The 23,901-nt window shown below is 38.8% G+C and carries 29 protein-coding genes and 1 other RNA gene; 10 read left to right on the top strand and 20 right to left on the bottom strand.

The features are described from left to right. Positions 1–5: 5 nt before the first annotated feature. Genes MVE01_RS00740 through panB form a run of 3 tightly spaced genes read right to left on the bottom strand, consistent with a single transcriptional unit; the run spans position 6 to position 2,840 of the window. Entirely contained in the window at positions 6–1,025 is a 1,020-nt protein-coding gene (locus MVE01_RS00740; protein WP_472560245.1) for an AI-2E family transporter, read from the bottom strand. Further along, the gene (gene ruvB, locus MVE01_RS00735) at positions 1,018–2,028 is read right to left on the bottom strand and encodes a Holliday junction branch migration DNA helicase RuvB (RefSeq protein ID WP_472560244.1); all 1,011 of its coding nucleotides are present in this window, start codon (positions 2,026–2,028) and stop codon (positions 1,018–1,020) included. Before ruvB ends, MVE01_RS00740 begins: the two co-directional genes overlap by 8 nt. After that, entirely contained in the window at positions 2,028–2,840 is an 813-nt protein-coding gene (gene panB / locus MVE01_RS00730) for a 3-methyl-2-oxobutanoate hydroxymethyltransferase (RefSeq protein WP_472560243.1), read from the bottom strand. The genes ruvB and panB overlap by 1 nt, the downstream gene beginning before the upstream one ends. An 83-nt stretch (positions 2,841–2,923) precedes the next feature. On the opposite strand from panB, the gene trpA reads away from it, so the two are divergent. Continuing rightward, positions 2,924–3,664: a tryptophan synthase subunit alpha gene (gene trpA, locus MVE01_RS00725; RefSeq protein WP_472560242.1), complete on the top strand. Its 741-nt coding sequence runs from the start codon at positions 2,924–2,926 to the stop codon at positions 3,662–3,664. A 14-nt stretch (positions 3,665–3,678) separates the two neighbouring features. On the opposite strand, the gene MVE01_RS00720 is transcribed toward trpA, so the two are convergent. Then, positions 3,679–4,218: a GGDEF domain-containing protein gene (locus MVE01_RS00720; protein WP_472560241.1), complete on the bottom strand. Its 540-nt coding sequence runs from the start codon at positions 4,216–4,218 to the stop codon at positions 3,679–3,681. Between the two features lie 181 nt (positions 4,219–4,399). Here MVE01_RS00720 and lgt point away from each other — a divergent pair, with 181 nt between their 5' ends. The 3 genes from lgt to MVE01_RS00705 are packed head-to-tail and all read left to right on the top strand — an operon-like array spanning position 4,400 to position 10,094. Next, the gene (lgt, locus tag MVE01_RS00715) at positions 4,400–5,191 is read left to right on the top strand and encodes a prolipoprotein diacylglyceryl transferase (RefSeq protein ID WP_472560240.1); all 792 of its coding nucleotides are present in this window, start codon (positions 4,400–4,402) and stop codon (positions 5,189–5,191) included. Further along, positions 5,188–8,592 (top strand): BadF/BadG/BcrA/BcrD ATPase family protein, encoded by a 3,405-nt coding sequence (locus MVE01_RS00710; RefSeq protein WP_472560239.1) that lies wholly within the window; start codon positions 5,188–5,190, stop codon positions 8,590–8,592. Before lgt ends, MVE01_RS00710 begins: the two co-directional genes overlap by 4 nt. Beyond that, entirely contained in the window at positions 8,589–10,094 is a 1,506-nt protein-coding gene (locus tag MVE01_RS00705) for a hypothetical protein (protein ID WP_472560238.1), read from the top strand. Before MVE01_RS00710 ends, MVE01_RS00705 begins: the two co-directional genes overlap by 4 nt. Here MVE01_RS00705 and MVE01_RS00700 read toward each other — a convergent pair. From MVE01_RS00700 to MVE01_RS00680, 5 genes are read right to left on the bottom strand one after another with little or no spacing between them, the layout of a single operon-like run. Then, complete coding sequence (locus tag MVE01_RS00700; RefSeq protein ID WP_472560237.1) at positions 10,089–10,868, bottom strand: methyltransferase domain-containing protein; 780 nt, start codon at positions 10,866–10,868, stop codon at positions 10,089–10,091. The two genes, MVE01_RS00705 and MVE01_RS00700, sit on opposite strands and share 6 nt — an antisense overlap. Then, positions 10,868–11,524, bottom strand: a complete 657-nt coding sequence (locus MVE01_RS00695; RefSeq protein WP_472560236.1) for an ABC transporter ATP-binding protein — start codon at positions 11,522–11,524, stop codon at positions 10,868–10,870. The genes MVE01_RS00700 and MVE01_RS00695 overlap by 1 nt, the downstream gene beginning before the upstream one ends. A 1-nt stretch (position 11,525) precedes the next feature. Then, on the bottom strand, positions 11,526–12,221 hold the full coding sequence (gene modB / locus MVE01_RS00690; protein ID WP_472560235.1) for a molybdate ABC transporter permease subunit: 696 nt from the start codon (positions 12,219–12,221) through the stop codon (positions 11,526–11,528). A gap of 5 nt (positions 12,222–12,226) precedes the next feature. Continuing rightward, positions 12,227–12,982 carry a molybdate ABC transporter substrate-binding protein gene (gene modA / locus MVE01_RS00685; RefSeq protein ID WP_472560234.1) on the bottom strand — a complete coding sequence of 252 codons (756 nt, stop codon included), beginning with the start codon at positions 12,980–12,982 and terminating at the stop codon, positions 12,227–12,229. Between the two features lie 29 nt (positions 12,983–13,011). Continuing rightward, positions 13,012–13,788 (bottom strand): TOBE domain-containing protein, encoded by a 777-nt coding sequence (locus tag MVE01_RS00680; protein ID WP_472560233.1) that lies wholly within the window; start codon positions 13,786–13,788, stop codon positions 13,012–13,014. 331 nt (positions 13,789–14,119) lie between these two features. Here MVE01_RS00680 and ssrA point away from each other — a divergent pair. Beyond that, positions 14,120–14,494, top strand: a transfer-messenger RNA (tmRNA) gene (gene ssrA, locus MVE01_RS00675). A 23-nt stretch (positions 14,495–14,517) separates the two neighbouring features. Here ssrA and MVE01_RS00670 read toward each other — a convergent pair. The 11 genes from MVE01_RS00670 to MVE01_RS00620 form a co-directional block, all read right to left on the bottom strand. Beyond that, on the bottom strand, positions 14,518–15,585 hold the full coding sequence (locus MVE01_RS00670; RefSeq protein ID WP_472560232.1) for a site-specific integrase: 1,068 nt from the start codon (positions 15,583–15,585) through the stop codon (positions 14,518–14,520). Between the two features lie 35 nt (positions 15,586–15,620). Further along, positions 15,621–15,842: a hypothetical protein gene (locus MVE01_RS00665; protein ID WP_472560231.1), complete on the bottom strand. Its 222-nt coding sequence runs from the start codon at positions 15,840–15,842 to the stop codon at positions 15,621–15,623. Continuing rightward, the gene (locus MVE01_RS00660) at positions 15,832–16,029 is read right to left on the bottom strand and encodes a hypothetical protein (protein WP_472560230.1); all 198 of its coding nucleotides are present in this window, start codon (positions 16,027–16,029) and stop codon (positions 15,832–15,834) included. Before MVE01_RS00660 ends, MVE01_RS00665 begins: the two co-directional genes overlap by 11 nt. Continuing rightward, positions 16,026–16,157, bottom strand: coding sequence for a hypothetical protein (locus MVE01_RS00655; RefSeq protein WP_472560229.1), 132 nt, complete (start codon positions 16,155–16,157; stop codon positions 16,026–16,028). Before MVE01_RS00655 ends, MVE01_RS00660 begins: the two co-directional genes overlap by 4 nt. A 1-nt stretch (position 16,158) precedes the next feature. After that, the gene (locus MVE01_RS00650; RefSeq protein ID WP_472560228.1) at positions 16,159–17,439 is read right to left on the bottom strand and encodes a type IV secretion system protein; all 1,281 of its coding nucleotides are present in this window, start codon (positions 17,437–17,439) and stop codon (positions 16,159–16,161) included. Between the two features lie 11 nt (positions 17,440–17,450). Next, positions 17,451–17,687, bottom strand: coding sequence for an EexN family lipoprotein (locus tag MVE01_RS00645; RefSeq protein ID WP_472560227.1), 237 nt, complete (start codon positions 17,685–17,687; stop codon positions 17,451–17,453). Between the two features lie 9 nt (positions 17,688–17,696). Next, positions 17,697–18,449 carry a TrbJ/VirB5 family protein gene (locus MVE01_RS00640; RefSeq protein ID WP_472560226.1) on the bottom strand — a complete coding sequence of 251 codons (753 nt, stop codon included), beginning with the start codon at positions 18,447–18,449 and terminating at the stop codon, positions 17,697–17,699. Then, the gene (locus MVE01_RS00635) at positions 18,439–18,627 is read right to left on the bottom strand and encodes a hypothetical protein (protein WP_472560225.1); all 189 of its coding nucleotides are present in this window, start codon (positions 18,625–18,627) and stop codon (positions 18,439–18,441) included. The genes MVE01_RS00640 and MVE01_RS00635 overlap by 11 nt, the downstream gene beginning before the upstream one ends. 62 nt (positions 18,628–18,689) lie before the next feature. Beyond that, positions 18,690–19,001: a hypothetical protein gene (locus MVE01_RS00630; protein ID WP_472560224.1), complete on the bottom strand. Its 312-nt coding sequence runs from the start codon at positions 18,999–19,001 to the stop codon at positions 18,690–18,692. Further along, complete coding sequence (locus MVE01_RS00625; protein ID WP_472560223.1) at positions 18,994–19,632, bottom strand: hypothetical protein; 639 nt, start codon at positions 19,630–19,632, stop codon at positions 18,994–18,996. Before MVE01_RS00625 ends, MVE01_RS00630 begins: the two co-directional genes overlap by 8 nt. Before the next feature lie 47 nt (positions 19,633–19,679). Continuing rightward, on the bottom strand, positions 19,680–19,880 hold the full coding sequence (locus MVE01_RS00620) for a hypothetical protein (protein WP_472560222.1): 201 nt from the start codon (positions 19,878–19,880) through the stop codon (positions 19,680–19,682). A 122-nt stretch (positions 19,881–20,002) separates the two neighbouring features. Here MVE01_RS00620 and MVE01_RS00615 point away from each other — a divergent pair, with 122 nt between their 5' ends. The 5 genes from MVE01_RS00615 to MVE01_RS00595 form a co-directional block, all read left to right on the top strand. Continuing rightward, entirely contained in the window at positions 20,003–20,551 is a 549-nt protein-coding gene (locus MVE01_RS00615) for a hypothetical protein (RefSeq protein WP_472560221.1), read from the top strand. A 1,205-nt stretch (positions 20,552–21,756) separates the two neighbouring features. Next, a complete protein-coding gene (locus tag MVE01_RS00610; RefSeq protein ID WP_472560220.1) occupies positions 21,757–22,578 on the top strand; it encodes a hypothetical protein in 822 nt (273 codons plus the stop codon). Between the two features lie 7 nt (positions 22,579–22,585). Continuing rightward, positions 22,586–22,825 (top strand): antitoxin VbhA family protein, encoded by a 240-nt coding sequence (locus MVE01_RS00605; protein WP_472560219.1) that lies wholly within the window; start codon positions 22,586–22,588, stop codon positions 22,823–22,825. Between the two features lie 43 nt (positions 22,826–22,868). Next, the gene (locus MVE01_RS00600; RefSeq protein WP_472560218.1) at positions 22,869–23,111 is read left to right on the top strand and encodes a hypothetical protein; all 243 of its coding nucleotides are present in this window, start codon (positions 22,869–22,871) and stop codon (positions 23,109–23,111) included. 2 nt (positions 23,112–23,113) lie between these two features. Continuing rightward, positions 23,114–23,901, top strand: a 788-nt coding sequence (locus MVE01_RS00595; protein WP_472560217.1) for a hypothetical protein, incomplete at its 3' end; no start/stop codon positions are given.

The following is a 23,901-nucleotide window of genomic DNA, read 5'->3' as shown; positions in this document are numbered from 1 at the left end:
ATTAATCATTTCTCTGAATAATCCAGATAGACCTTCGTGATCGCTATCAAAAATGAAGTGACCGCCGGTCCCAGGATCATCCCCCAAAAACCATATGTACTCATCCCCGCCAAAATAGAGAAGAAGATAACAATAGAGTTGATCTGTATCGTACTTTTAAGAAAATCTTCTTTGATCACTTTAATGATCATCGGTTTAAGAAAAGTATCTGCAATAATCGAGATCATGATCACAGAATATGAAGCGATAATGATCGCTGTATGAGAATCTATCTTTGTCCAGGCATACAATGAAACAGGAGCCCAGACAATAATCCCACCGACAATAGGGATCAGTGAGGCAAAACCATAGATGACTCCAAAAAGAAGCCCGTTAAAACCGAAATAACTTACAATGACGCCAAAAAGGAATCCCTCCAGTATTGCCGTAACGATCACTGAATAGAATACCACTTCCATTGTTGCTGAGACTTCCTGCATCATTTTTGCCCCTTTGGCAGGGGTGGTCGGTAAAAGTTCCAGGATCGTATCAAAAAATCTGTTTCCGTAATAGTTAATAAAGAAATAAAAAACCACTACAAAAATCATATTCTTCATAAATCCAAATCCTACACTGCTGGCTGCAGTGATATAAGACGTAGATTCTCGAATATAACCTGTGATCTTTTCATCAGAGAGATATTGATGGCTAAGCTCTTTAAGATAAGGTATCTCCTCCACATAGACCTTTACCACACTGATCGTATCTTTAATGCCTCTATTATCAAGTTCACTGATGTAACTTACTCCTGCTGTCGCCAAATAGACAATAGGGGCAAAAAGCAAAAGACTAAGCAACAGTGTCGCAATAGAGGCACTTATCTTTGATGAATGTGTAAATGCAATCAGTTTCTTTGTCAAGTTAAATGTTGCCATCGTCAAAAGTATTGCTACCGTAATAGAAAGAATAAAAGGTTTGTAGACGCTATAGGCACCTATGATACCAAGAACGAACAGGGCGGTGATCATTAAAGAAGTTTTACTCATTAAATAAACCTTCCTCTAATCCACTCAGTTTAAAATGTTCATAACTCTTCTGTGTTGCGATGCGTCCACGTGCCGTTCTCTCTATGTAACCGTTAGCTATAAGATAAGGCTCCAAAACATCTTCTATGGTTCCTTCATCTTCACTCAGTGCTGCCCCAATAGTGCTAAGCCCCATGGGTTTATTCTTGGCACTTACAAGTAATTCAAGTAACTGTATATCCTGCTCATCAAAGCCGAGGTTATTGACACCCAGTTCATCCAGTGCATATTTGGCACGCTCAAGTGTCACTTCACTCTCATTGGCAACTTCAGAAAAATCCCTTACCCGTTTAAGCAGACGCAGTGCAATACGCGGTGTTCCACGGCTTCTTCTTGCTATCTCCACAGAAGCCTCTTTTTGTGAAGGTTTTTCAAGTTTATGAGCAGCCTGAGCAACGATCTTTGCCAACTCTTCGGGCGTATAGAACTGCATTCTAAAGTGCATTCCAAAACGTTCTCTTAATGGGTTGGAGAGCATTCCTGCCCTCGTGGTTGCCCCTATCAGCGTAAAACGGGGCAAATCAATCTTTACCGTTTGCGCCGCAGGACCTGAACCTATGATTATATCAAGTCTGAAATCTTCCATTGCCGGATACAATATCTCTTCAATAGCAGGAGACATACGGTGAATCTCATCGATAAAAAGGATATCACCCTCTTCTATATTGGTAAGCAGTGCTGCAAGATCACCTGCTTTTTCTATCATAGGTGCAGCAGTCGTTTTGATGTTGGCACTCATTTCAGTTGCAATGATATTGGCAATCGTTGTTTTACCCAGACCAGGAGGTCCGAAAAAGAGGATATGATCGAGTGCTTCTTCCCTGCGTTTACTTGCTTCAATAAATACTTTAAGGTTCTTCTTGATCTTTTCTTGACCAATATACTCATCCCATGAACTCGGGCGCAGTGTCATTTCATAAGAAGCTTCACCGTCAAAGCGTTCTATTTCGACCATCCGTTCCATTAGTAAGTATATTCCTCACTTGGAAATTCGCGCCCTTTGACTTCATTTCTATACGTTTCCAAACCTTTTCGTATCTGCTTTGCACCATCAAAATACTGCTTCACGAATTTTGGTTTAAATGCTTCAAAAAAACCAAACATATCTGACCAGACAAGTACCTGTCCGTCTGTACTGTTCCCTGCTCCGATCCCGATAGTAGGAACGTGAACTGCCTTGGTAACAGCCTCTGCTGCTTCACTTTTTACACCTTCAACCACAATAGCAAATGCTCCAGCAGCCTCTAATGCTTTTGCATCCTCTACCAAAGCATCTATATCTGCCTGATCTTTGCCTCGTATCTTATATCCTCCGTCACTACGCAGGAATTGCGGCATAAGCCCTATATGACCAAGGACAGCAATCGAGTTTTGTGTCAAAGCTTCTACAATATGGGCTCTCTCTTTACCCCCTTCTATCTTTACTGCCTGTGCATTGGTTTCCTGATAGGCTCTGGTAGCATTCTTTACCGCTGTCTCTTTTGAAGTATAGCTGCCAAAAGGCATATCCAGTACAACAAGCGGTAACTTTGCACCGTTGCATACAGCCTGCGTATGGTAGATCATCTGATCCATGCTTGCAGAGAGAGTATCTTCCTTGCCTAGAAAACTCATATTGAGGCTGTCCCCTACGAGTATCATCTCTACTTCACCATCAAAAAGTTGTGCGAAGAGTGCATCATAGGCTGTGACCATTGTAATAGGTTCAACACCTTTCATTTTAGCTATGGTAGTTAAGGTTACTTTTCTTTCAATCTTGGGGGTATGAATACTCATAATTTTTTTCAATCCTGATATCAAATCTATATTTTTACTCATTTTATCATATAATGTTGAAAATTATACAAAAAGAGTCTTATTTGAAGAAGTTAGTTGCATATATTACCACCGGTTTCCCAGATTTAGAGTTCACAATAGATGCTTCTTTGGCACTATCTGAAGCAGGTGTAGATACACTAGAACTCGGTATGCCATTCTCAGACCCAGTTGCAGATGGTCCAGTCATTGAATCAGCGAACCTTAAAGCCTTACAGAACGGATTTAAACTTGAACATCTCTTTGAAGCCTCTGCAAAGATCGCTCCTCATATTGATACGCTCTGGATGGGATACTTCAATCCTTTTTACCATAAAGGCATAGACACATTTATTACAGAGGCAAACAAAGCAGGGGTACACGGGTTCATCATCCCTGATCTTCCTTTTGAAGAAGCAAAGCCTTATAAAACGCTCATTGAAAAGGCAGATCTTAACCTTATCGATTTTATTGCTCCGACTGATTCTAAAGCACGTATAGAACAAATTGTAACCAATGCAAAAAAATTCATCTACCTTGTTGCCTATGCCGGTATCACAGGAGCAGGTAAAAGTGAAGATCTGCAAGAGATCATTACTGATATTAAAACATTTACCGATACTCCTGTCTATGTCGGCTTCGGTGTGGACCAAAACACAGCACAACAGAAAGCCCAGGGAGTGGATGGTGTCATTGTCGGTTCGGCATTTGTCAAAGTACTGCTGGATGACAGTTTAAGCAATACACAGAAGATCACAAAGATCTCTGCTATTGCAAAAGAGATAAAAGAGAAGATCAATCTTTAATTCATGATGAAAGATCAGTAGGTCACAACACAGTTCTTCCCTTTTGCTTTTGCCCGAGAAAGTGCTGTCTTGGCTCGATTATACATGGGCTTAAGTGTTTCATCATCCATTGGGCTATACAGAGAAATACCCATACTTAGTGTCTCTCTAATACGTTCTCCATGAAATACATATCCATGTATTTCAATCTCTTTTCGAATAAGATCAAGAAAGATCTGCGCATTGATCGCTGAAGTATTATAGGTAAGAAGCCCGAACTCTTTCACTCCCAGTCTACCAAGCAGATCACTTTTTCTACTTTTACGTTTAATGATATCAGCAATCGATTTTAAGAGTTCACCACTACAAATATCACCATATTTTTCATTCAAGTTTTCAAAATTGTCAATCTCTATGACACATAAAGACAAAGGAACTTTGTTTCTAAGTGCTAACTGCAGCATCTGTTTGCCGGACTCAAAAAAGAAATGCTGTTTGCAGCATGCTGTTAATTCATCCATAAATAATGTTTGAACTATATTGCTCTCTACTTCATTTGTGTCAAACACCTTCATTAGATTCCTCTCTTTGATTTTTCACATAGACTATGCAACTGAATACAACATAACAAAAAATAGTTTCAGTTCTTTAATCCTACCCTATGTTTACACTTATTCAAATGATATAGATCAAAAGTAGAACCCCATTAAAGATTTTAAAGTATAATAACCATTATTTAAATAAGGCAAATACTCTATGGAACATTTTATCTGGAACGTTGATCCCAATATCTTTGCATTTGGATCACTTCAGCTTCGCTGGTACGGACTTCTTTTTGTCGGCTCTTTTTTTCTCGGACTTATGCTGCTTAAATGGGTGTATACCAGAGAGAACAGAGATCCTTCCGTACTGGATAACCTACTCATTTATATTATGGTCGGAGCAGTCATAGGGGCACGACTAATGCACTGTTTCGCCTACGAACCGGAATTTTACCTCTCGCATCCTATGGAAATTTTCAAAGTATGGAAAGGCGGTCTTGCCAGTCATGGAGGGCTTTTGGGTGTGCTTATTGCTCTTTATGTGTTTGCAAAAAAATATAAAGAAGATTATATGTGGCTGCTCTCCCGTGTGGCCATGCCCGGAGCACTCACTGCTGCATTTGTACGTTTTGGGAATCTTTTTAACTCTGAGATACTCGGTCTACCTACTGACAAGCCATGGGCAATCATCTTTGAAAGGGTCGATATGATCCCACGCCATCCAGTACAGCTTTACGAAGCATTTTCCTATTTGACACTTTTTGCACTACTGATTTTTATATATAAAAGAGTCTCCCCTTCTTTTGCAACAAAGCTATTGCCTGGGGTCTTTCTTACCTTTATGTTTATTGTACGTTTTTTACTCGAATACACTAAAACAAGACAGGCAGACTACACAACCTCCCTACCCTTTACTACAGGGCAAATGTTGAGTATCCCTTTTATACTTATAGGCATACTTTGGATCATCTGGGCATTTACAAGTCATCGTAAAGTAAAAACATGACGAAAACAATGAGAGAAAAATATTCACTGGGGATAGATATCGGCTCCACTACTGTCAAGTATGTTTTGTGTGATCAGAATTTCAACATTATTGCAAAAGCCTATACTCCACATGACACCAAACAAGCCCCTACACTTTTACGTCTTTTGGAAGAACTCTCGCAAACCCATACAGAGGCTTACCAGGACATAGACAAAGTATATATCACAGGCTCAGGTGCTTCACGTATTGCACCTACACTTAATGCACGTTTTGTTCAGGAAGTTAATGCTGTGGTACTTGCCGTAGAGCATCATCATCCCGATGTCAATGCGGTTGTGGAACTGGGTGGGCAGGATGCAAAGATCATCCACTTCAAAGAAGCAAAAGACGGGAAAAAAACCGTACTGACCTCTATGAATGACAAATGTGCCTCAGGAACAGGTGCTACCATAGAGAAGTGCACCATGAAAGTCGGCATGCAGAGTGAAACACTGCAGAAACTCACTTTCCAAACAGACAAACTCCACCATGTCGCTGCCAAATGCGGGGTCTTTGCCGAAACCGATATTGTCAATCTTGTCAAAACTTCTGTACCCCCCAATGAGATCATGAACTCTCTTGCCGATGCTATCGTCATGCAGAACCTTACCGTCCTGACACGGGGCAATACACTAATGCCTAAAGTATTACTCCTTGGAGGACCAAATACTTATTTGCCTTTTCTACAGGAATGCTGGCGTATACGTATTGCTGAGCTTTGGGATGAAAGAGATATTGTCTATGATAAAACAAAGCTTCATGAGCTCATTGTGGTACCTGAAAATGCACAATATTATGCTGCTTTGGGTGCAGTGATATTCGGAGAGGGAGAAGCCAACCATGAAAAATCTTTCTCAGGACTCATACCCCTTAAAACACTGGTAGAAAGCGGTGGTGTCAACCAGAATGACAATGTTGACACTCCCTTGGTACAAAACAAAGAGGAGCTTGAAATATTTAAGCGTGATTACACCATCAAGCCTTTCATCCCTCCAAAATTGACACAAAAAACCACCTGTTTTTTAGGGATTGATGGTGGATCTACCTCTTCAAAAGCTGTACTGGTCAACGAAGAGGGGGAACTGCTTCTCAAAGTCTATCAACTCTCCAAAGGTAATCCCATTGAAGATACCGTGGAATTGTTACAAAAAATAAAAGAAGCAGACATAGACAACTTCTATGACATCAAAGGACTGGGCGTTACAGGGTATGCAGCTGATGTGCTTGAAGGGGCATTGAAAGCCGATGCCAACATCATTGAAACCATTGCCCACATGAAGTCTGCACAAAAAGCTTTTGGCAAAAGCATCAATGTCATCTGTGATATCGGAGGACAGGATATTAAGGTACTCTTTTTGGAAAACGGCATGATGAAGAACTTTCGCCTCTCCAACCAGTGTAGCGCCGGTAACGGTATGCTGCTGCAAAGTATGGCAAAACAGTTTGGTGTAGAGGTGGAAGATTTTGCGGATGTCGCTTTTGAAGCCAAGCAGGCACCAAGATTCAACTATGGATGTGCCGTCTTTTTAGATACCGACAGAGTCAATTTCCAAAAAGAAGGGTATACCAAAGAGGAACTTTTTGCAGGTATTTCCAAAGTCCTGCCTAAAAATGTATGGCAGTATGTTGTACAGGCTCCAAACCTAGCTATGTTCGGAAAACACTTTGTCCTTCAAGGCGGTACCCAGTACAATCAGGCAGCCCTCAAAGCACAGGTTGATTACATAAAAACACAAGTGCCTGATGCCCAAGTCGATGTTCACCCTCACCCAGGTGAAGCAGGTGCCTATGGTGCCGCTCTGGAAGCTAAAGATGTTGTGGCACAAAAAAAAGTTGCCACTTTCGTAGGATTGGAAGAAGCCCTGCAAATGACTTATACGTCAAAGACTGATGAGAGTACACGTTGTCACTTCTGTACTATCAACTGTTCACGTACATTCATTGATACGCAAACCCCTTCCGGAAACTCGGCACGGTATATTGCAGGCTTTTCCTGTGAAGATGGTACGGTCGAATCTGCAGAAGCCTTTAAGGCACTCAAAAGCAGCAGAAAATCTTTACAGCAAAGTGTGCCCAATCTTGTCAAAAAAGAGTCTGAAAAACTCTTTGCCCCGCTCTACACACTGGAAGAAAAACCTAGAGAAGAGGATCTCATTCAAGAACAACAGGTCAAAGTCACACTGAAGGGGTGGGGAGCAACGCTGAGAAAAGAGATTATCCGAAATTTCATACCAAGCCAACCTGAAGATGCAATATTTAGAGAAACCCTTAAAATCGCCATTCCAAAAGTGCTCAACATTTATTCGCTGGCTCCTTTTATGAGAACCTATTTGGAAGCACTTGGTATTGCACCTCTCAATATTCAATTCTCCGGATTCTCCAACGAAGATATGTATCTCGAAGGTGCCAAATACGGCTCAGTAGACTCCTGCTACCCTGCCAAAGTAGCACAGTCACATGTCTATGCACTGATGTATTCTAAGAAGTTTGCAAAAAAAGTATTTGACTACCTTTGGTTCCCCGCAGTGACAGAACTTCCGGGATACGTCAAACATACTATGGGGCAGACTTCCTGCCCCATAGTCTCAGGTACACCAAAAGTGGTCTATTCCGCTTTTACCAAAGAGAAGGATCTTTTTAAAGAAAAAGGTCTTGTCTATGTAGATGATGCACTCAATTTTTCTAACAAAGACTTATTGAAAAAACAACTCTTCAGTATATGGAAAGAAAAACTCCGCATCACAGAAGATGAAAACAACTGGGCATGCGAACAGGCATGGAAAGCACTGGATCAAAATGATCAGGAGATCATGTCAGAAGGATATACCGTTCTAGAGGAAGCTGTAGAAAAAAATGAAATTGTCATTTTACTACTTGGACGTCCTTACCACTCTGACCCAGGACTGAACCACGAAGTACTTGATGAGTTCCAGTCTTTAGGCTTCAAGACCCTTTCCATGAGAGCCATTCCTAAAGATGAAGCCTATCTGATGCGTTATTTTGGAGAGGATGTACATCAAGGGATTATTGACTCCCCATATGATATCAGAGATGTCTGGGCAGAGAACTTCTCTACCAACTCAGCCCAAAAAGTCTGGGCAGCCAAATTTGCAGCACGTCACCCCAATGTAGCCGTACTTGACCTCAGCTCTTTCAAATGCGGGCATGATGCCCCTACCTATGCGATCATTGATAAAATCCTAGGTGCCAGCCGTACACCACATTTAACCCTGCATGATATTGATGCCAACAAGCCTGGCGGATCGATCAAAATACGTGTAAAGACATTTGCATATACACTGGAGCAATACAAACAAACATTAGTAAAAAAGTCTCCGGACAACACCGGTCAAACCCAAAAAGAAGAGGTTTTAGTATGAGTATAAACTGTAATAGTGTTAAAATGACCGACAAGAACGGTGACCTGAATTTTATAAACCAAGCTCCTACACAATGGAGAGATATTCCCAAAAAGTCTATAGTCTATGCCCCAAAAGAAGAGACCATCTTTCTTTCCGGAGGCTTGACACTTCTACAGGACAAACTCGTAGAAGCAGCACTTACCTCCATGGGCATCCGCTTCACTGCTCTACCCAATCCTGATTTCAAATCATTCCAGACAGGAAAAGCTTTCGGGAACCGCGGACAATGCAATCCTACCTATTTTACAGTAGGCAATCTGGTAAAATATTTGCAGAATCTACGTGATGAGCAGGGCTTAAGCAGTAAAGAGATCGTCAGAAAATATGTCTATATTACTGCGGGAGGCTGTGGACCGTGTCGTTTCGGGATGTACATTACCGAGTACAAAAAAGCCCTTCGTGATGCCGGGTTTGATGGCTTCAGGCTTACTTCTTTTGAACATGACAAAGGCATCTTTCAGGGAGATGAGATAAAAGAGAGTTTGCTCAACTTCTCTCCTAGCTTTTTTATTACCCTCATTAAAGCAGTTATTATTGGAGATATTATCAATATTCTTGGTTATAAAATGCGTCCCTATGAACTAGAAAATGGTAAAACAGATAAAGCTTTAGAAAGCTGTAAAGAAATTATCTCAAAAGCTTTCTTGAAGCATAGTAGTCTCGTCAAAGCCATGTGGCAATGTCGCAACATACTCTCTCAAGTCAAACTCAATCGTCTGCAACCTAAGGCAAAAGTAATAGTCATGGGAGAATTCTGGGCAGCCATGACAGAGGGAGATGGTAACTATAATTTACACAGATTTCTTGAAGCAGAAGGTGCTGAATGCATCCCTCAGCCCATACTTAATCGACTCATGCTCAGTCTTTGGGAAGCAGAGCAGACACTTTTCAAGAAAGAATTACTCGCTGTAGAGAATGGTAAAAGAGTAGACTTTTCCAACCTAAAGAGCAAACTCATGATAAAAGCAGCGAAAGCAGCCGTAAAAACACACTTTACTCTTTATGCAAAAGCCATAGGTCTACATAACTATGAGATCCCTGATATGGATAAGCTGGCTGATCTTGCCAAATCATACTACACTTTGGAGTGTAGCGGAGGAGAAGGGCATTTGGAGGTGGCACACCTCATTGAGAGTGTCAAGCACAATTTGGCTCACCTTGTCATCTCCATCAAACCTTTTGGGTGCATGCCGAGTTCAGCAGTCAGTGACGGGGTACAGTCTCTTGTCACAGCCCGCTATCCTCAAGCCAATTTCCTTAGTATCGAAACTTCAGGAGAGGGAGCAGCCAATTTCTACAGCCGTGTACAGATGGCACTTTTTAAAGCAAAGCAGTCTGCCAAAGAGGAGTATGAAATTTTGGAAATACCTGAGTATATTCCCAAAAAAATACACAATTATCTCTATCAGCCAAAAAATGAAAAAGCAGGAAGTGCCGCCACACTGATAGCAAGTCTATAACTGCTTCTGTGCCAAAATATGCACATACCGTCCCATATTTCTAAAAGTCTCTTCTCTACAATAGCGGTACTCCAATTCCATGAGTTCTGCTTCATTGGAAATCTGTAATGCCTCTTTATCCATGTAGTCATGAAACACTCGAATACCAGTATGGGCTTTAATCCTATAGTCATTCTTTTTGAGCCACTGCAAAAGTATTTCAGGTTTCTGCGGATAAGGTGGAGTTAATTTTTTACCTTTACCGTACCATGTTTTGCCAAGAATCGTTTGTAACCGCCACCCTCCACGCAGGGTATTACGGTAGATCAGAGAGTGATGGTTAAAAAAGAGTAAAGAGAGATGCCCTCCGGGTCTGACACGAGAAGAGACCATTTCAAGTGATTTCAATGGTTCGGCAAGCCATTCTATGACTGCATGAAACATGACCAGATCCTGTTGTGACAGAGTTTTAGAAAGTTCCTGTGAAGAAGCTTGATAAAAATCTGCCTCCATTCTTTCTTTGGCAAAAAGTGTTTTTGCTTTTTCCAACATTTTATAAGAGATATCACAACAAGTAAGCATGTGTCCTCTCTTTGCAAACCATAGAGCCATCTGGCCCAAACCACATCCTGCATCCCAAATGTTTAAAGATTCTTTTCTATAGAGTTCCTCTAAATCCTCCTGAAGCAACTTCAGCCGCCACTCTCCCTTTACTGTACCATAAATAGACTTCTCAAACTTCTCTACCAAATGATCAAAATTCTGATCATATTTTCCACGCTGTTTGATACGCATCAGTAAATCTCCTCTAAATAAACCTTGTCATACTCTTTGACACCTCCAGACTCCACAAACCATACTTTACTTGCAAGATTCTTTGCTTCAGTCACATCATGACTTACCATCAGTGTTGTCATATCAAAGCGCTTATGCAACTCTTTGATCTTTTGACTTAGTTTATGGCGCATACGCGGATCAAGTGCCGAAAGAGGCTCATCCATGAGTAAGAGTTTAGGACGACGCATCAAAGCACGTGCCAAAGCTACACGCTGCTTTTGCCCTCCACTTAAAAACTGTACATTACGTTCTGAAAGTCCTCTAATTTCCATTATCTCTAATAACTCTTCTGCCAAACTTTTATTGGTATTAACAAAAAGTAGATTCTCTTTGACACTCATGTTGTCAAAAAGTGCATAATCCTGAAAGACAAAACCAACGTTTCGTTTCTGTATAGATAGTGTTTTACTACCATCCTGCCATACTTCACCTTCAACAACTATATTTCCATAAGCCTTTTCAAGTCCAGCTAAACAACGAAGCAAGGTACTCTTTCCTGCACCGCTTTCCCCCATAATAACAACAAAGTCACCCTTATTGACCGTTGTATTAACAGAAAGTGTCATAGATCCATTACTGCCATGAAGTACCTTTTCAATCTCTATTTTCAACATACTACAGTACCGTTCCTACGCGCAATTTATGCCGGTAGTTAAACCAATAGACCAATACCAAAATAGTAAAACTAAACAACAGTAACACACCTGCATAGATATTAGCCTTCTCATAATCCATCACTTCTACCAGATCGTAGATCGCAACTGATGCCACACGCGTCTGATGCGGAATATTCCCACCGACCATCAGCACTACTCCAAACTCTCCAACTGTATGAGCAAAGGAGATAATCACAGCAGTAAGAAGTGACGGCTTAATGTTCGGTAGTGCCACTTTCCACAATGTCATATGGCTGCTTTTACCTATAAGGTAGCTTGCTTCAATCATATGCTGGTTGAGTGATTCAAATCCACTTTGCAACGGCTGTACCATAAATGGGAAAGAGTAAAAGCAACTGGCAATCACCAATCCGGTAAAACTAAATGCCAGTTTAATATTGAAACTCTCTTCCAGGAAATGCCCAAGTAATGAATTATGAGAGAGTAACAGCAGCATATAAAAACCAAGTACCGAAGGGGGCAATACTATTGGCAACGCTGTAATAGCCTCGAGTATAGGTTTAAACCGGGAATGACTTTGAGAAAGCCACCATGCAAATGGCAGTGCAACAACAAATAAAATGGTTACAGTCAACGCTGCCAGTTTAAACGAAAGCCAAAACGGTGTCCACTCTATATATGCTAACCATTCCATACTCTTTATTCTCCCGGTACGCTAAAGCCATAGCGTTTCATGATCTGTTGCACTTCATCTGTCTGAAAAAAGAGGTAAAAGCTTTTAGCAAGCAAATTGTACTTCCCGTATTTAGTAATGCCGTACCCCTGTCTAAGCGGCTCATGCAACTTTTCATCAATCAAATAATATGTATGATGCTCACTATTTGCCACGATCGGTGCTAGTACTAAAGAAAGTGCAATAACCCCTACATCCGCAGCGCCAGTTTTAATGTAATTTGCCGTTTGTGAAATATTTTCTCCCAACACGATCTTTGGTTTGAGCATAGCATAAAGATGTTTGCTTTCAAGCACCTGCTTTGCTTTCTCCCCATATGGGGCATGGGAAGGGTTCGCAATTGCGATCTTTTCTACCCACGGTGCGCTCAAATTTGAAAATCCTTTTTTTACATCAAATATCCTGTTGGTACTCCATATCACTAGCCTTCCTATGGCATAGAGCTTCGGCTTGGTCACAACATCTCCACTTTTGTAAAGCTGCGTTACGTAGTCCATATTGGCAGAAAAGTAAAGATCACACGGTGCCCCATTGGCTATCTGTACCCGTCCTTTTCCGGATGAGCCGTATACTATACGAATAGTATCGTTCGGATGCTCTTTCAGAAATTTTGCTTTCACTGTATCGAGTGCAAATTTCAGATCACTTGCAGCAAAGATGGTCATTTCTCCGGCATACAGCAAGCTTCCTGTAAAGATCAATATCAATAGCCCTTTTAACATATCTTCTCCTTCAAAAAAATGCTCAACATTTATCTTCCTACCATCACATCTCGTGCTTTGACGGCAACACGAACATCATCACCTGGCTGAAATAACATATTGCCAAGATGTTTCAACGGCATGACTGAAACGATCCTGTCATGTCCGCCAACATCCACTACAATCTTTACACTGTCACTTCCCTGTTCAACCGTTACCACTTTACCTTTCAGGCAGTTGGCATCCGTTTTCTCATTTTCATGCAGCATAAAAACATTAGATGACTTGCACACGACAATCACTCGGTCACCTGCTTCAAGATGCAGGTTCTCCACCGCTTCGGCAGTGATCTTTGAGACGATCTGCTGTCCACCTTTCAACCGTAATGCAACTTCGGCACTTACACCGCTGCATAAAATACTTTCCACTCGCGCCTGTATCTGGTTGCGTGCAGAAAGTTGCAGCGCCATACGCCCGATCGTCCCCAATGTACCACTCTCTACATCAGCCAATACTGCCAACCGTTCCATAAAACGGTTATGCTCCCGTTTCAGCAGTGCATAATGTTCCAGCAGCTTCTTCCCATAAACGGTGATGGTCGTACCTCCACCATTTTTACCCCCTGTTTCACGCTCTACAATAGACTCATCAGAAAGGTTGTTCATCGCATCCACTGCTTCCCATGCACTCTTGTAACTCATAGGTACAGCCTTGGCTGCTTTGGAGATGGAACCATGTTCTTCTATAGCATACAGCAACTTAATACGCTTCTCAAGCAAAAAAGGCTGTCCCAACATTTCCAAAGTCAAAGAAGAGGTAAGTTCCATAGCGTTATATCCTTATGTATATAATGAAATATTAGCATTATATACCTTAATATACAACGCCCTTGACAAAGTCACCCAAACGTGCTATTATCCACCAGATTTGCAAAATAGCTATCACTACGAAAGCTATTGATTTTTTACTTTAAAATGCAAAGTACTGTTTTGGGATGGGCGGTTGTTTTTGTATCAGTGGTATTTGTGCTTGCGTGCGGAATCCATGCAAAAAATTTGAGCTTAGCTGGTGGCTAAGCGATGATTTTTTGTATGGGGTCCGGGCGCAATGATGGATGCTAATGATGCAATCACAATCGTTCATCCCAAAACAAAAAATGGGGGTGACTTGGTTTCGACTGGAGTAGTCGGGGCTATGTGCATGTCGGACTGGGCAATTCCGTTACGCGGCCCACACGCATTTAAACGCAAACAATACAGATTACCGTCCAGCTTACGCAGTAGCGTAAGTCATTAACCCCGCTCACGCGGAGGACTGCCCTGCCTGGGAGTGTCATCTTAACAGGATTTTTGGGTATCACATCTGATGACTATGCGCCAAGGAAGCTACGCCTTGGCGTGAGAATCCTAGCTGGTCTGGCAAAGTTTTGGGTGTAGTACAAAACCAGACGAGACTTAACAACACCGACTAAGCATGTAGAGTCATAGTTCTAGCTATTTTAGGACAGGGGTTCAATTCCCCTCACCTCCACCATTTAAAGCCCTAAAACACGTACTTTAAGCGATACTGTCAGTTGATTTGTCAGTAAATAACTTCAAACTTTTATCTATCTTTAGATGTTCACCTTTTATGTACTTTCCATAATTTTGTATAATCATTTGAGTAGTAGTATGCCCTGCCATTTGTGCAATTTCTAAGACAGACAAATCACTATACTTTAGCATCGACACAATGAATGTGTGACGTGTAGCATAGAGTTTTCTATATGAGATACCACATACATCTAACAACTTGCACCACTCTCTATAATGATTTCCATTCGTACCTTTTAGGTATGAGCCATCTTCTTTAGGAAAAATCCATAATGCTTTTTTATTTAAACCTTTTAAATAAGGTACCAAATCATCAAGTATAGGGACTTCCCTAACACTCTTTTCTGTCTTAGGTGAAGTAAGTTCACCATCGGATATAGAACGCTTAATAGAAATCACTCTACACTTTAAATCTATATCACCATGCATTAAACCTAATATCTCACCTGTGCGAAGTCCAGTATAAAAGCCTATTGCTAGATAAAGTCTGTAAAACTCATTAGCATATTTTAAAAGCTTTTGTACTTCACCAGGTGTAAATGGTTCAACCTCTTTAGGCTTATGTGATGGTAACTTCAGATTATGAGCTACATTGTGTTTAATAACCTCTTTATCTATTGCTATGTCTATAATGCCTCTTATACTAGTCAAATAGTTGCGAACTGTCTTAGATGTCCTTGCAATCAACATCTCTCTAGCCCAATCTTTAATATCTGACTTTTTAAGTAAATCTATTTGAATATCACCAAGAACTTCATTCACAGAACCAACATATTTTTGAACCTTTTTATAGGTTTTTAAATGTGTCTTATCACTAAGATATATTTCACTGTAATATGAAAATTTCTTAGGCTTCTCTTGATTTAATTCACCACTGATTATTTTTCTTTGAAGTGCTGGAATCACTTCTTTTTTTACTAATGCTCTATTTTGTGGTGTGTCTGGCAATCGTGTACTCTTTTGTACTGTCTTACCATAGGCTTCATACTCCAAGTACAATTTACCATTACCACGTTTGAACATTTTTACCATGTTTACCTATCCTCTCCAGTAGACAATGGGCATGACTATGATACCAAATCCAAAATATTTTTTGCTTGATTAGATATAGAATTACCCTCTACCCACTCAATCATCTTTGCTACTTTCCAGTCAAGACGCTTCTCTTTTGGGAAGTAGTGAATGCCTTCAAAAAAGAGTACTTCACGGTTTTTAAGCAGGTAGTCACCACTATAGCCTATGAGCTTTGCCATATCGTTCGTTTTTAAATAGAGTGGTTTATTCATCACGATCTTTTCTCCTTTTGTATGATCTGTTCGCCTTAAAAATATAATATGCACCTATGGATATAACAACAGTACTGATAACTGTTTTTTCTATAGAGTTAAAGCCTATATAGCTAAATGAAACAACTATCAGAACGGTACCTACAATAACTTCACTCAATTCATGTACTAATTTTTCATCATAATTCATAGTGGGTTATCCTTATTGTATTTGGCTAGATTAAGAGCATAACCCTCTTCTTTGCTTATCTCATACAAGTAGGGTTGATATTTGCTGTCAAAACTCTCTTTTGGTGTATAAGAAGCTGTTTTCGTCACGTTAGGGTTCATCCTTTGTGTCATTATTCGGTTGATATTCTGTTGGGAATTTTTTTACTTCTCTGTTTTGATTTGCAGCACTCACTCCAGGTTTAATATCTAATGCTTCTGATGCCATTGCTCCAGCTATAGACAAGCCAGCTTTCATCGTACCACCAAGAGCTGATTTAGCCATAGACCCAAAATTGGTACTGCTATTATTGCTACTGGTGATAGGTGTATTCATATTGCCTACCCCTCCGCTTCCTCCGCCTGAACTTGGTTTGGCTGATGAAGTGTTGGCTGTGGATGCTTTATTCTCATTAAGTGCTTGAGTTTGGCTCTTGACTCCACTTGCTCCGTTTGAACCCATAGGTATTGAACTGCTGGCTGATGCAAGACCTGCCTGCATTATTCTTTGACCCATGTCACTATTGCGGACACCAAAGCCTGTAAAGAAGCTCTCTACAATTTCATGAATAGATTTTGATAAGGCATACACAATAATGACAAATACCATGAGGTAGATAAGTGAAGTATCATCCTTATTTTGGATGCTGTCTTGTGAGTATTTGATCACTGCACCTATAATCATACCTATAAGTAATTTTTGCATCATGACTTCAAATCCCATTTTAAAGAGGTTGGTAATTCCATTGATTGACCATTGTCTTGTATGTTGAAATGGAGCGAATGCAAGAGCAATAATGTTCATGTATAGAATAAAATGAAATTTGATGATGGTCATGACATATTCAACAGCAATCATGGCAATGTAATATGTAGCTATAAGGCTCAAGAAGAAGAGCATTATAGCCTCTCCTACTTTCCACATACTAGCATTTGACACTGCATACTTTAACAGGTTCGTGGCTTCAACTATCATGCTACCTACACTTAGGTTTGGAACTCCAGCTGCTGCATTTGCTCTGTCTGCTAAATCTTCAAAGCTACCCAACCACTTTAAAAAATATGTAGGTAGTTCTAGTGCCCCGTAAAAAATACCTGAAATTAACATGATTTTTCCCAATGTAACCGCAATGCCACCTATTTCAAGTTCATTTTTAGCAGCCATTGTTCCTAGTTCTATTGCCACAGTAACAACTACTAAAAAGAAGAAGATACGTTTTGAAATCTGCTGGAAGGTACCTTCCCATGCTCCAGCTGAATTTTTAAATCCGTCTATGATTTGGTCAAGCATACCTGGACTGGTGTCAGCTGCTATAGGTGCAGCATAACTTAGCATAGGTATTGCAAGAAATAATATCGTCAGTAATAGTAGTTTTGAATGTTGTTTTTTCATCATATTATCTTTTAGTATTTGTAATTGTATTTTGTGGAGTCAAGGATCTCTCCATGAATTCTATCTGCACGAAAAGCGTTTTGACACTCTTCCTTTTGTGATGCATTCATAATGTCTATATCTTTACACGTTTTAAGTTTCACTATACGTTCTTTTGGATGCTCTTTATAGTATTTTTCTGTATGAATAGACTCGCTGCACCCTGCCATAACTAGAGTGGCAATAAAAAATATTTTCAACAAACTCATAACATGACCTTAGTACTTATAGTGATACTGTGTGGAGTCAAGGATCTCTCCACGTTTTCGTAATGCTTCGTTGGCATCGATCATCTCTTCTTTAGCATTCTGCTTTGCAATAAATGAAGCATGAAGCTGGGTATTCGCCATTAATGTCTTTTCTATTTGCTTGAGTTGGTTAATGGAGTGAAGTCCAATTTGTGATGCGGCTTCCATTGCTTGCTTTTGACCGACTGCTGATTTAGAAAAGCTTTTAAGTCTATCCATAACAGCATCGTCTCCCTCCATATCTTTCATCGAGAGATTAAGTTGTTTCAGGGTAGCTTGAACAGTATCACGTGTACCTTGGTTGAGTTCTTTATAGACTTTCTGAAAATCTTTCACATGAGTTTCTCCAGCAGCTAATCTTTGAAATTCTGCATAGTCTTTGAATTTTGCTTTAAATTTTGCTTCATAGTTGGCAGCGGCATATGTGATTGACTCCTGAAAGTCTACAACCTCTTTTAATTTATCTACTTGACCAATGAAGTTAAGCCAATCTCTGGGGCTTAATTGTTCTAAGTTTTGTCTCATGGTTTTTAGTTGATCTAGCTGCTGCATAGTTTGTGTTAAATCTTCTGTGTATGAGAGTGCCCTATCTATACCGTCTGATACCATCTGTGCTATTTGTGTGGGTTCAGTTGCACCGGCTATGGCACCTGATGCGTTTATTCCTGTGGTTAAAAGCATGGTTGCTAGAGCGGTTGATATTGTGATTTTTTTAAAATTCATTTTTAAGCCCTTTGATGAAATTAATATCTTTCTTTAACTGCCTGTTGCTTCTGTTTAACTTTTCACAGGAGTAGCCTAGGAACGCACCATCGCTTTTTAATGTGTTACACATTTCAGTTTCATATTCTAAGCGTTTTTCAAGTCTCTTAATGACATGTTTTAGTTTTTTCTTTGACATTCTTCTTTATCCTTTAGAATTGATTTGTAAAATACTCTTTGCTGGAGTACTTTATCAATCAATCACGAATATCTTCTACTGTTTCTTTGATGAAATGACTCAAAAAATTCATCGGGATTTTCATATTCTGAAAGAGGTTTTATTTTTGGTTTAAATTCTTTTAAGATCTCCAGTTTCAAATTGTTTCTGCTGGTGAAACTTTGAAGGACTTTTTTAAAATCCTCTGTCATATATTCGTCTGCAACGCTTAACTGCCAGCATTGCAGTGTTCTGTTGAATGACCATCGTTTTTTAAACTTTTCCACATGAGGCTTTAGATGTTTGATCTCTTCTTTGTATGGGAAGGTATCACCGGTGATATATACGTTATGCATGCTTCTTTTCCTCATCTATTGATTTTAATCTTCCCTCCAGGGCAAGAGAATATAAATTTGTCCACATTTCTTTAGCTCTGACACCAGGGAAGTTCTCCCCCGTACGTAGATTGTATAAATACCCTTGATGCGATACTGATATTGCAATTGGTTTTTGATTATAAGTGTCCATCCCTTCTAAGATCAGTTTGTTTTTAAAATTTGCTCTGATGTGGTTTATGAATGTATCTTTGGACTTTAAAAAATCAACTCCCTTAGAGAGAGAATCTTTGGTAGATGGATAAGATGGTATATTAATATGTCGGATTTTTTTCCGAGTAGATTCGGATTTTTTTCCGAGATTATTCGGATTATTTTCCGACATAACTTTACTGATATATTTTTTACCCATCTTTGTTACACAAATGCAATCTTTTTTACCTTGTTTGATATAGGCAATAAGACCTTTTTTGTTAAGTTTTTTCAAATATCGATAGACTGTATCTGTTTTTAAATCAAGAAGGGGATGTTCATCACATATTTTTTGACGTGCTACCCAGTAATAGACCGCATCATTGATAATGATAGGTTCTGCCCATGTTGGGGCAATAATTAAATAATCAAAAATAATGGCTTCTGTGGTATTTTCCAAACCAAGTTCTATAGCTACAGGCTGGTTGACGTATAGGCTGTAACGCATTAGTTAGCCTTAGATTTTGTACTTATTGAACGAATATTAGAATCTAGCCATGCTTCAATCCATTCTTTTTTATAAACAATTTCACGACCTATTTTGAGCCATTCCAACTCTTTGTTTTTTCTTGCTTTTGCTTGAGTAGTTTTAGGAATTTTGGGAAATCCTTCGATTCCTTCTTCTAAATCATTTTGGTATATCCACATTTTCTCTCCACTTATTACTATATTTGTTAAAAGTTTATTTTATTTGTTAAAAAGTTAAAATATACTTAAACTATTCATAAATTTGTTATATAATTTCATATATTTGTTAAAAAGGTTTTATTTTGACTGAACGTGATATATTTATGAAGCTTTTTGATTTCTCAATTAATACATATTATCTTTGGAAAAAACAAGGGCGACTAATTTTTGATTTACTGGATAAGTATTTCTCTAAAGAAGATCTAGAAGAGTTTATAACAACTGGAAAAGTTTCAAGATATGAAGCGATTGAAAATAACATATTAACAAATCATATTAGAACAACTGAAATACTAAAGTTTTTTTCAATTTCTGATGTGCAGAAACTAGCAAAAGCATTAGCCGATAGCTTGAGAAAGAATGGTATAGAAAGTGGCAGCGTAAAGTATCTTGAAAATATTCTAGGAATGCAGCAGTTTATAGATATACTGGAGCATATTTTAGTAGATAGAATTTCTGAATTAAAACAAAATACTGATGAACAAACATTTAAATTTGTAATTCAAGATTTTAATGAAAAAGTTGGTTTTGATTTTAATGAAGAAGATAAACCAATTATTAGTCATATTTTGGATAGATATAAAGTTTATAACACACTCTATAATTTAGAAAAAAGTATATCTGTAGGATAAACAAAGGTTTACTTTTCAAGCAAACCTTTACTGTGATAGTTGAAGTTCTTACCTACTTATTAGATAAGTAGGTAAGATTTAAAACGTGTTGCCTTTTTAGGCTAGTATTGGCACTTATGCCATAAATAAGAGAAAGAAGGTAACCCTAGTTTAGATTGTACTTGCAATACAATTTAAGCGTAGTTGATGAAACGGTTACTTTAATTCTACGTTCTTATTGTATCAAAAGAACTCAAAAATACAAAATCAAATTATGAACGGCAGATCCCAGAGCGGAGCGGTTGGGATAAACAGCTTACTCAATCTGCACACGATGACACTTCAAGCAACCAAGAGGTACTTTGAATAAAGTCAACATGCGAACGCTGCTTTTAATGCAGGGCAGGTATTTAGCCAATAGAGATTACTAAAAAATAAAACTTTGCCACTATCCCATAATCCGCCAGCCGTCTGCAAGACATAAAGATACCGACCCTAGGAGGTATCTAATAACGTGGCGTATGCCACCCCCTTTCTGTCCGTAGGACTTAGCAAGCCGCTAGGCTTGCTAACCTAAAACTACATTTTTATAGGACTATAGCTGTTTATTTGCTATAAAAAGAACACAAAAAGCTGGATTTAGCCGTATTTCTTTGATTGAGTCCTAGATTTGGTATAGTTTTTGGCAGTTCCTCTATCGAGGAACGCTATTTGTTTCCGTTCAAGCTTCGCAAAATCAGATGAATAACTTGCCACCGGCGTACCGGTTAAATTTGTAGCAGCTAAAGCGGCCACAAATTTACAAGTTATTCACAAGAGTTTTGCTATACCGCTATCGCTGGCTAATATGCTGACAATCTATTTAAGCATTGTTATGTGCAAGGCACTTTGTTGCAGTGGTGCATACTAAGCCGTATGCATTATTGGATTTTGTATTTTTGATGGCATTGATGCTATAAGTTGCTAATGATGTGATAACTATCAACTAAAGTTGATAGTTATTTCCTATTTGTTCCAATTTTGTACACAAAATGTTCCACTCTGTGAGGTTCACACCTGACGCACAACTGCTAAAGCATTGTACAATAAAAGTCAAAAATTTCATTTTTGTTTAGCCGAAAATCGGCGAAAAAGAGCAGAGGAAATTATAAATCTATGTATATTTTTTGGATGTCTTTGCTAAGTAGATATACGGTACTATACCGTATAACATTTAGGAGAAAAGAATGAAATTAAAAGCTATGCTATTCGGATTATCTATTTTAATAGGCTCTGCAAATGCAGGATTGTTTGATCATGATAAAGCATATTATGCATCACATTTGGACGATGCTGATGAAAAGATAAAAGATTGTAAAAAAGCCATGGCTATTGCACGAATTGACAAAGATAAAGAAAAAGTTATGGAGCTTATGAAAGATGAAGAGTGCAAGGCAGCATTTAATGCAGTAAAAGACCATAAACGCCAAATTTGGGAAGAGAAACGTAAAGCCAGAGAGAAAAAAAGAGCTGAAGAAACAGCAAAAAAGAAAGTACTTTATGAAGCAGAATACAAAAAACAATTAGATATATTTAAAGAAGCTGATTATGATAAATTCATGTCTTTGGGTAAACAGGATTGTGAATATTATTATGGATCTTCATTTGGAAGTAATCTATCTTTAAAAGATGCAAAATGTAAGGCATGGAAAGAATTGCAAAAAGAGAAGGTTGCTAGAGCAATGGATAAACTATTCTCCCTGCATCAAGGTGACGAGCTTATTGCATACCGAAAAGAAGTTTGCAAAAAAGAAGGTTATCAAAGTGCAAGTTGTAAGCTTGCAACAGAGGCTACTGCAAAAGATGAAAGAGAAAGTATTCAGAAATTATCAGCAGATAAAGAGACACTCAAAAGAGTATTTAATGAATGTTCAAATCGCGTTAAAGAATTTCGTAAAAAAATGAAATGGACCGAGGCTAATACCTTAACATCGTCGTTTAAATGTCGTACTGCAATGGCAGCAGCAAGAAAATTTGGTATATTTGGACTTAGCCAGCCCATGAAATGATTATGAAATGACCTGGGAACAAAAAAAAGCACAAAGCATCGCAATACTTGATAAGCACAAAGAAGAGATTTCTCAAGAAGCATATGAACGTATTTTATACGTTATAGGTACTCAAGCTATCGAAGATATTTTTCCAGATGAGCAGGACATAAAAGATCTTGTTCGTGTAGAGAATGGAGAAATTACCACAGATAAACTTGTAGAAGAGATTAAACAACGCTACAAAAAGAAGTGGGAAGCTGCATAATGTTTGACTGGCTCAAACCAAAGCCTAAAATAAAGGATAACAAGTGACAAATGAAGAAGAAAAACAAATACTTGATGAACTAGGTATTGAAAAATCACCAATGCTTGGAAAGTGTGGTACCTACAGAATGCCTGATATCAATCTAGGTGAAAATCAGTCTACTATAACAGATGATAAAATAGAAAACAAGTCTACCTGTGCCGGTGGCGTTTTTGATGGCTCTATATATGAAGGAGATGATATACCTCTTGATCTCCCTGCTTTTATTAGTGTGCAGCACGATTAAATATGTTATCTATCGATGAGATTATTACAGAAGTCAATGCAAATTTAGAAGATATTGCTGCGTCTGTAGTGGCTCATGAGATAGAGCAGGAAAAAGATACACTTATTCGGCAGCACAAACAAAAATTCTTTACAGAACTTGACTCTCCAGGGCAACATCAACCTAATTGGCATCAATGGGGCATCATTACACATACCCGAAACTTTATGAAGATGTATGATAATGAGGTAAAACAGTACCTTGAAGCTTGGAATAGGCTTGAAGCCATAGAGGAACACCTTTTGGAACAAATTGATGGTATATCCAAATCTAAGCTTATTTACTTAGGAATACTGTTGCATGATATTGGAAAGTTCCGAAAAAACTATAGTAAAAAGCTAAACTGGAGAGTAATCTATACATTCAATAAACATGAACTTTACTCTCAAGAGATCATACAAAATGACCTTTATCCTTTATTGCATGATCACTATGGACTTACAGACAGACAAATAGAATATATAGGCATGTGTGCCAGGTATCATTTTGAGTTAGGTTTTATACGTGAGATTGGCAAAAAGTCCAAGTATGGCTACAGTGCTGCATTTGCTAAGTCACAAAAGTTTAAAGATGCGGTACTTGATGCATTGCCATCGTTTGAAGAATATAAGATGGAGGTAGGAGTACTTTTTCTAGCAGACTCTTATGCTAAAACAGATGTTGCTTTTGAAGATAGAACAGATAAAGAGATTTTAGAAGATCTAAAGTACCAGGATCTAAATCCTAAACTTATCCATGCAGTGAAACAGAA

Origin of the sequence: Sulfurovum sp. (assembly GCA_026990595.1) — a bacterium.
In the GTDB taxonomy this organism is placed as follows: Bacteria; Campylobacterota; Campylobacteria; order Campylobacterales; family Sulfurovaceae; genus Sulfurovum.
Note: the sequence above shows the minus strand (reverse complement) of the source record. Positions and strands in the feature narration are given on the sequence as shown.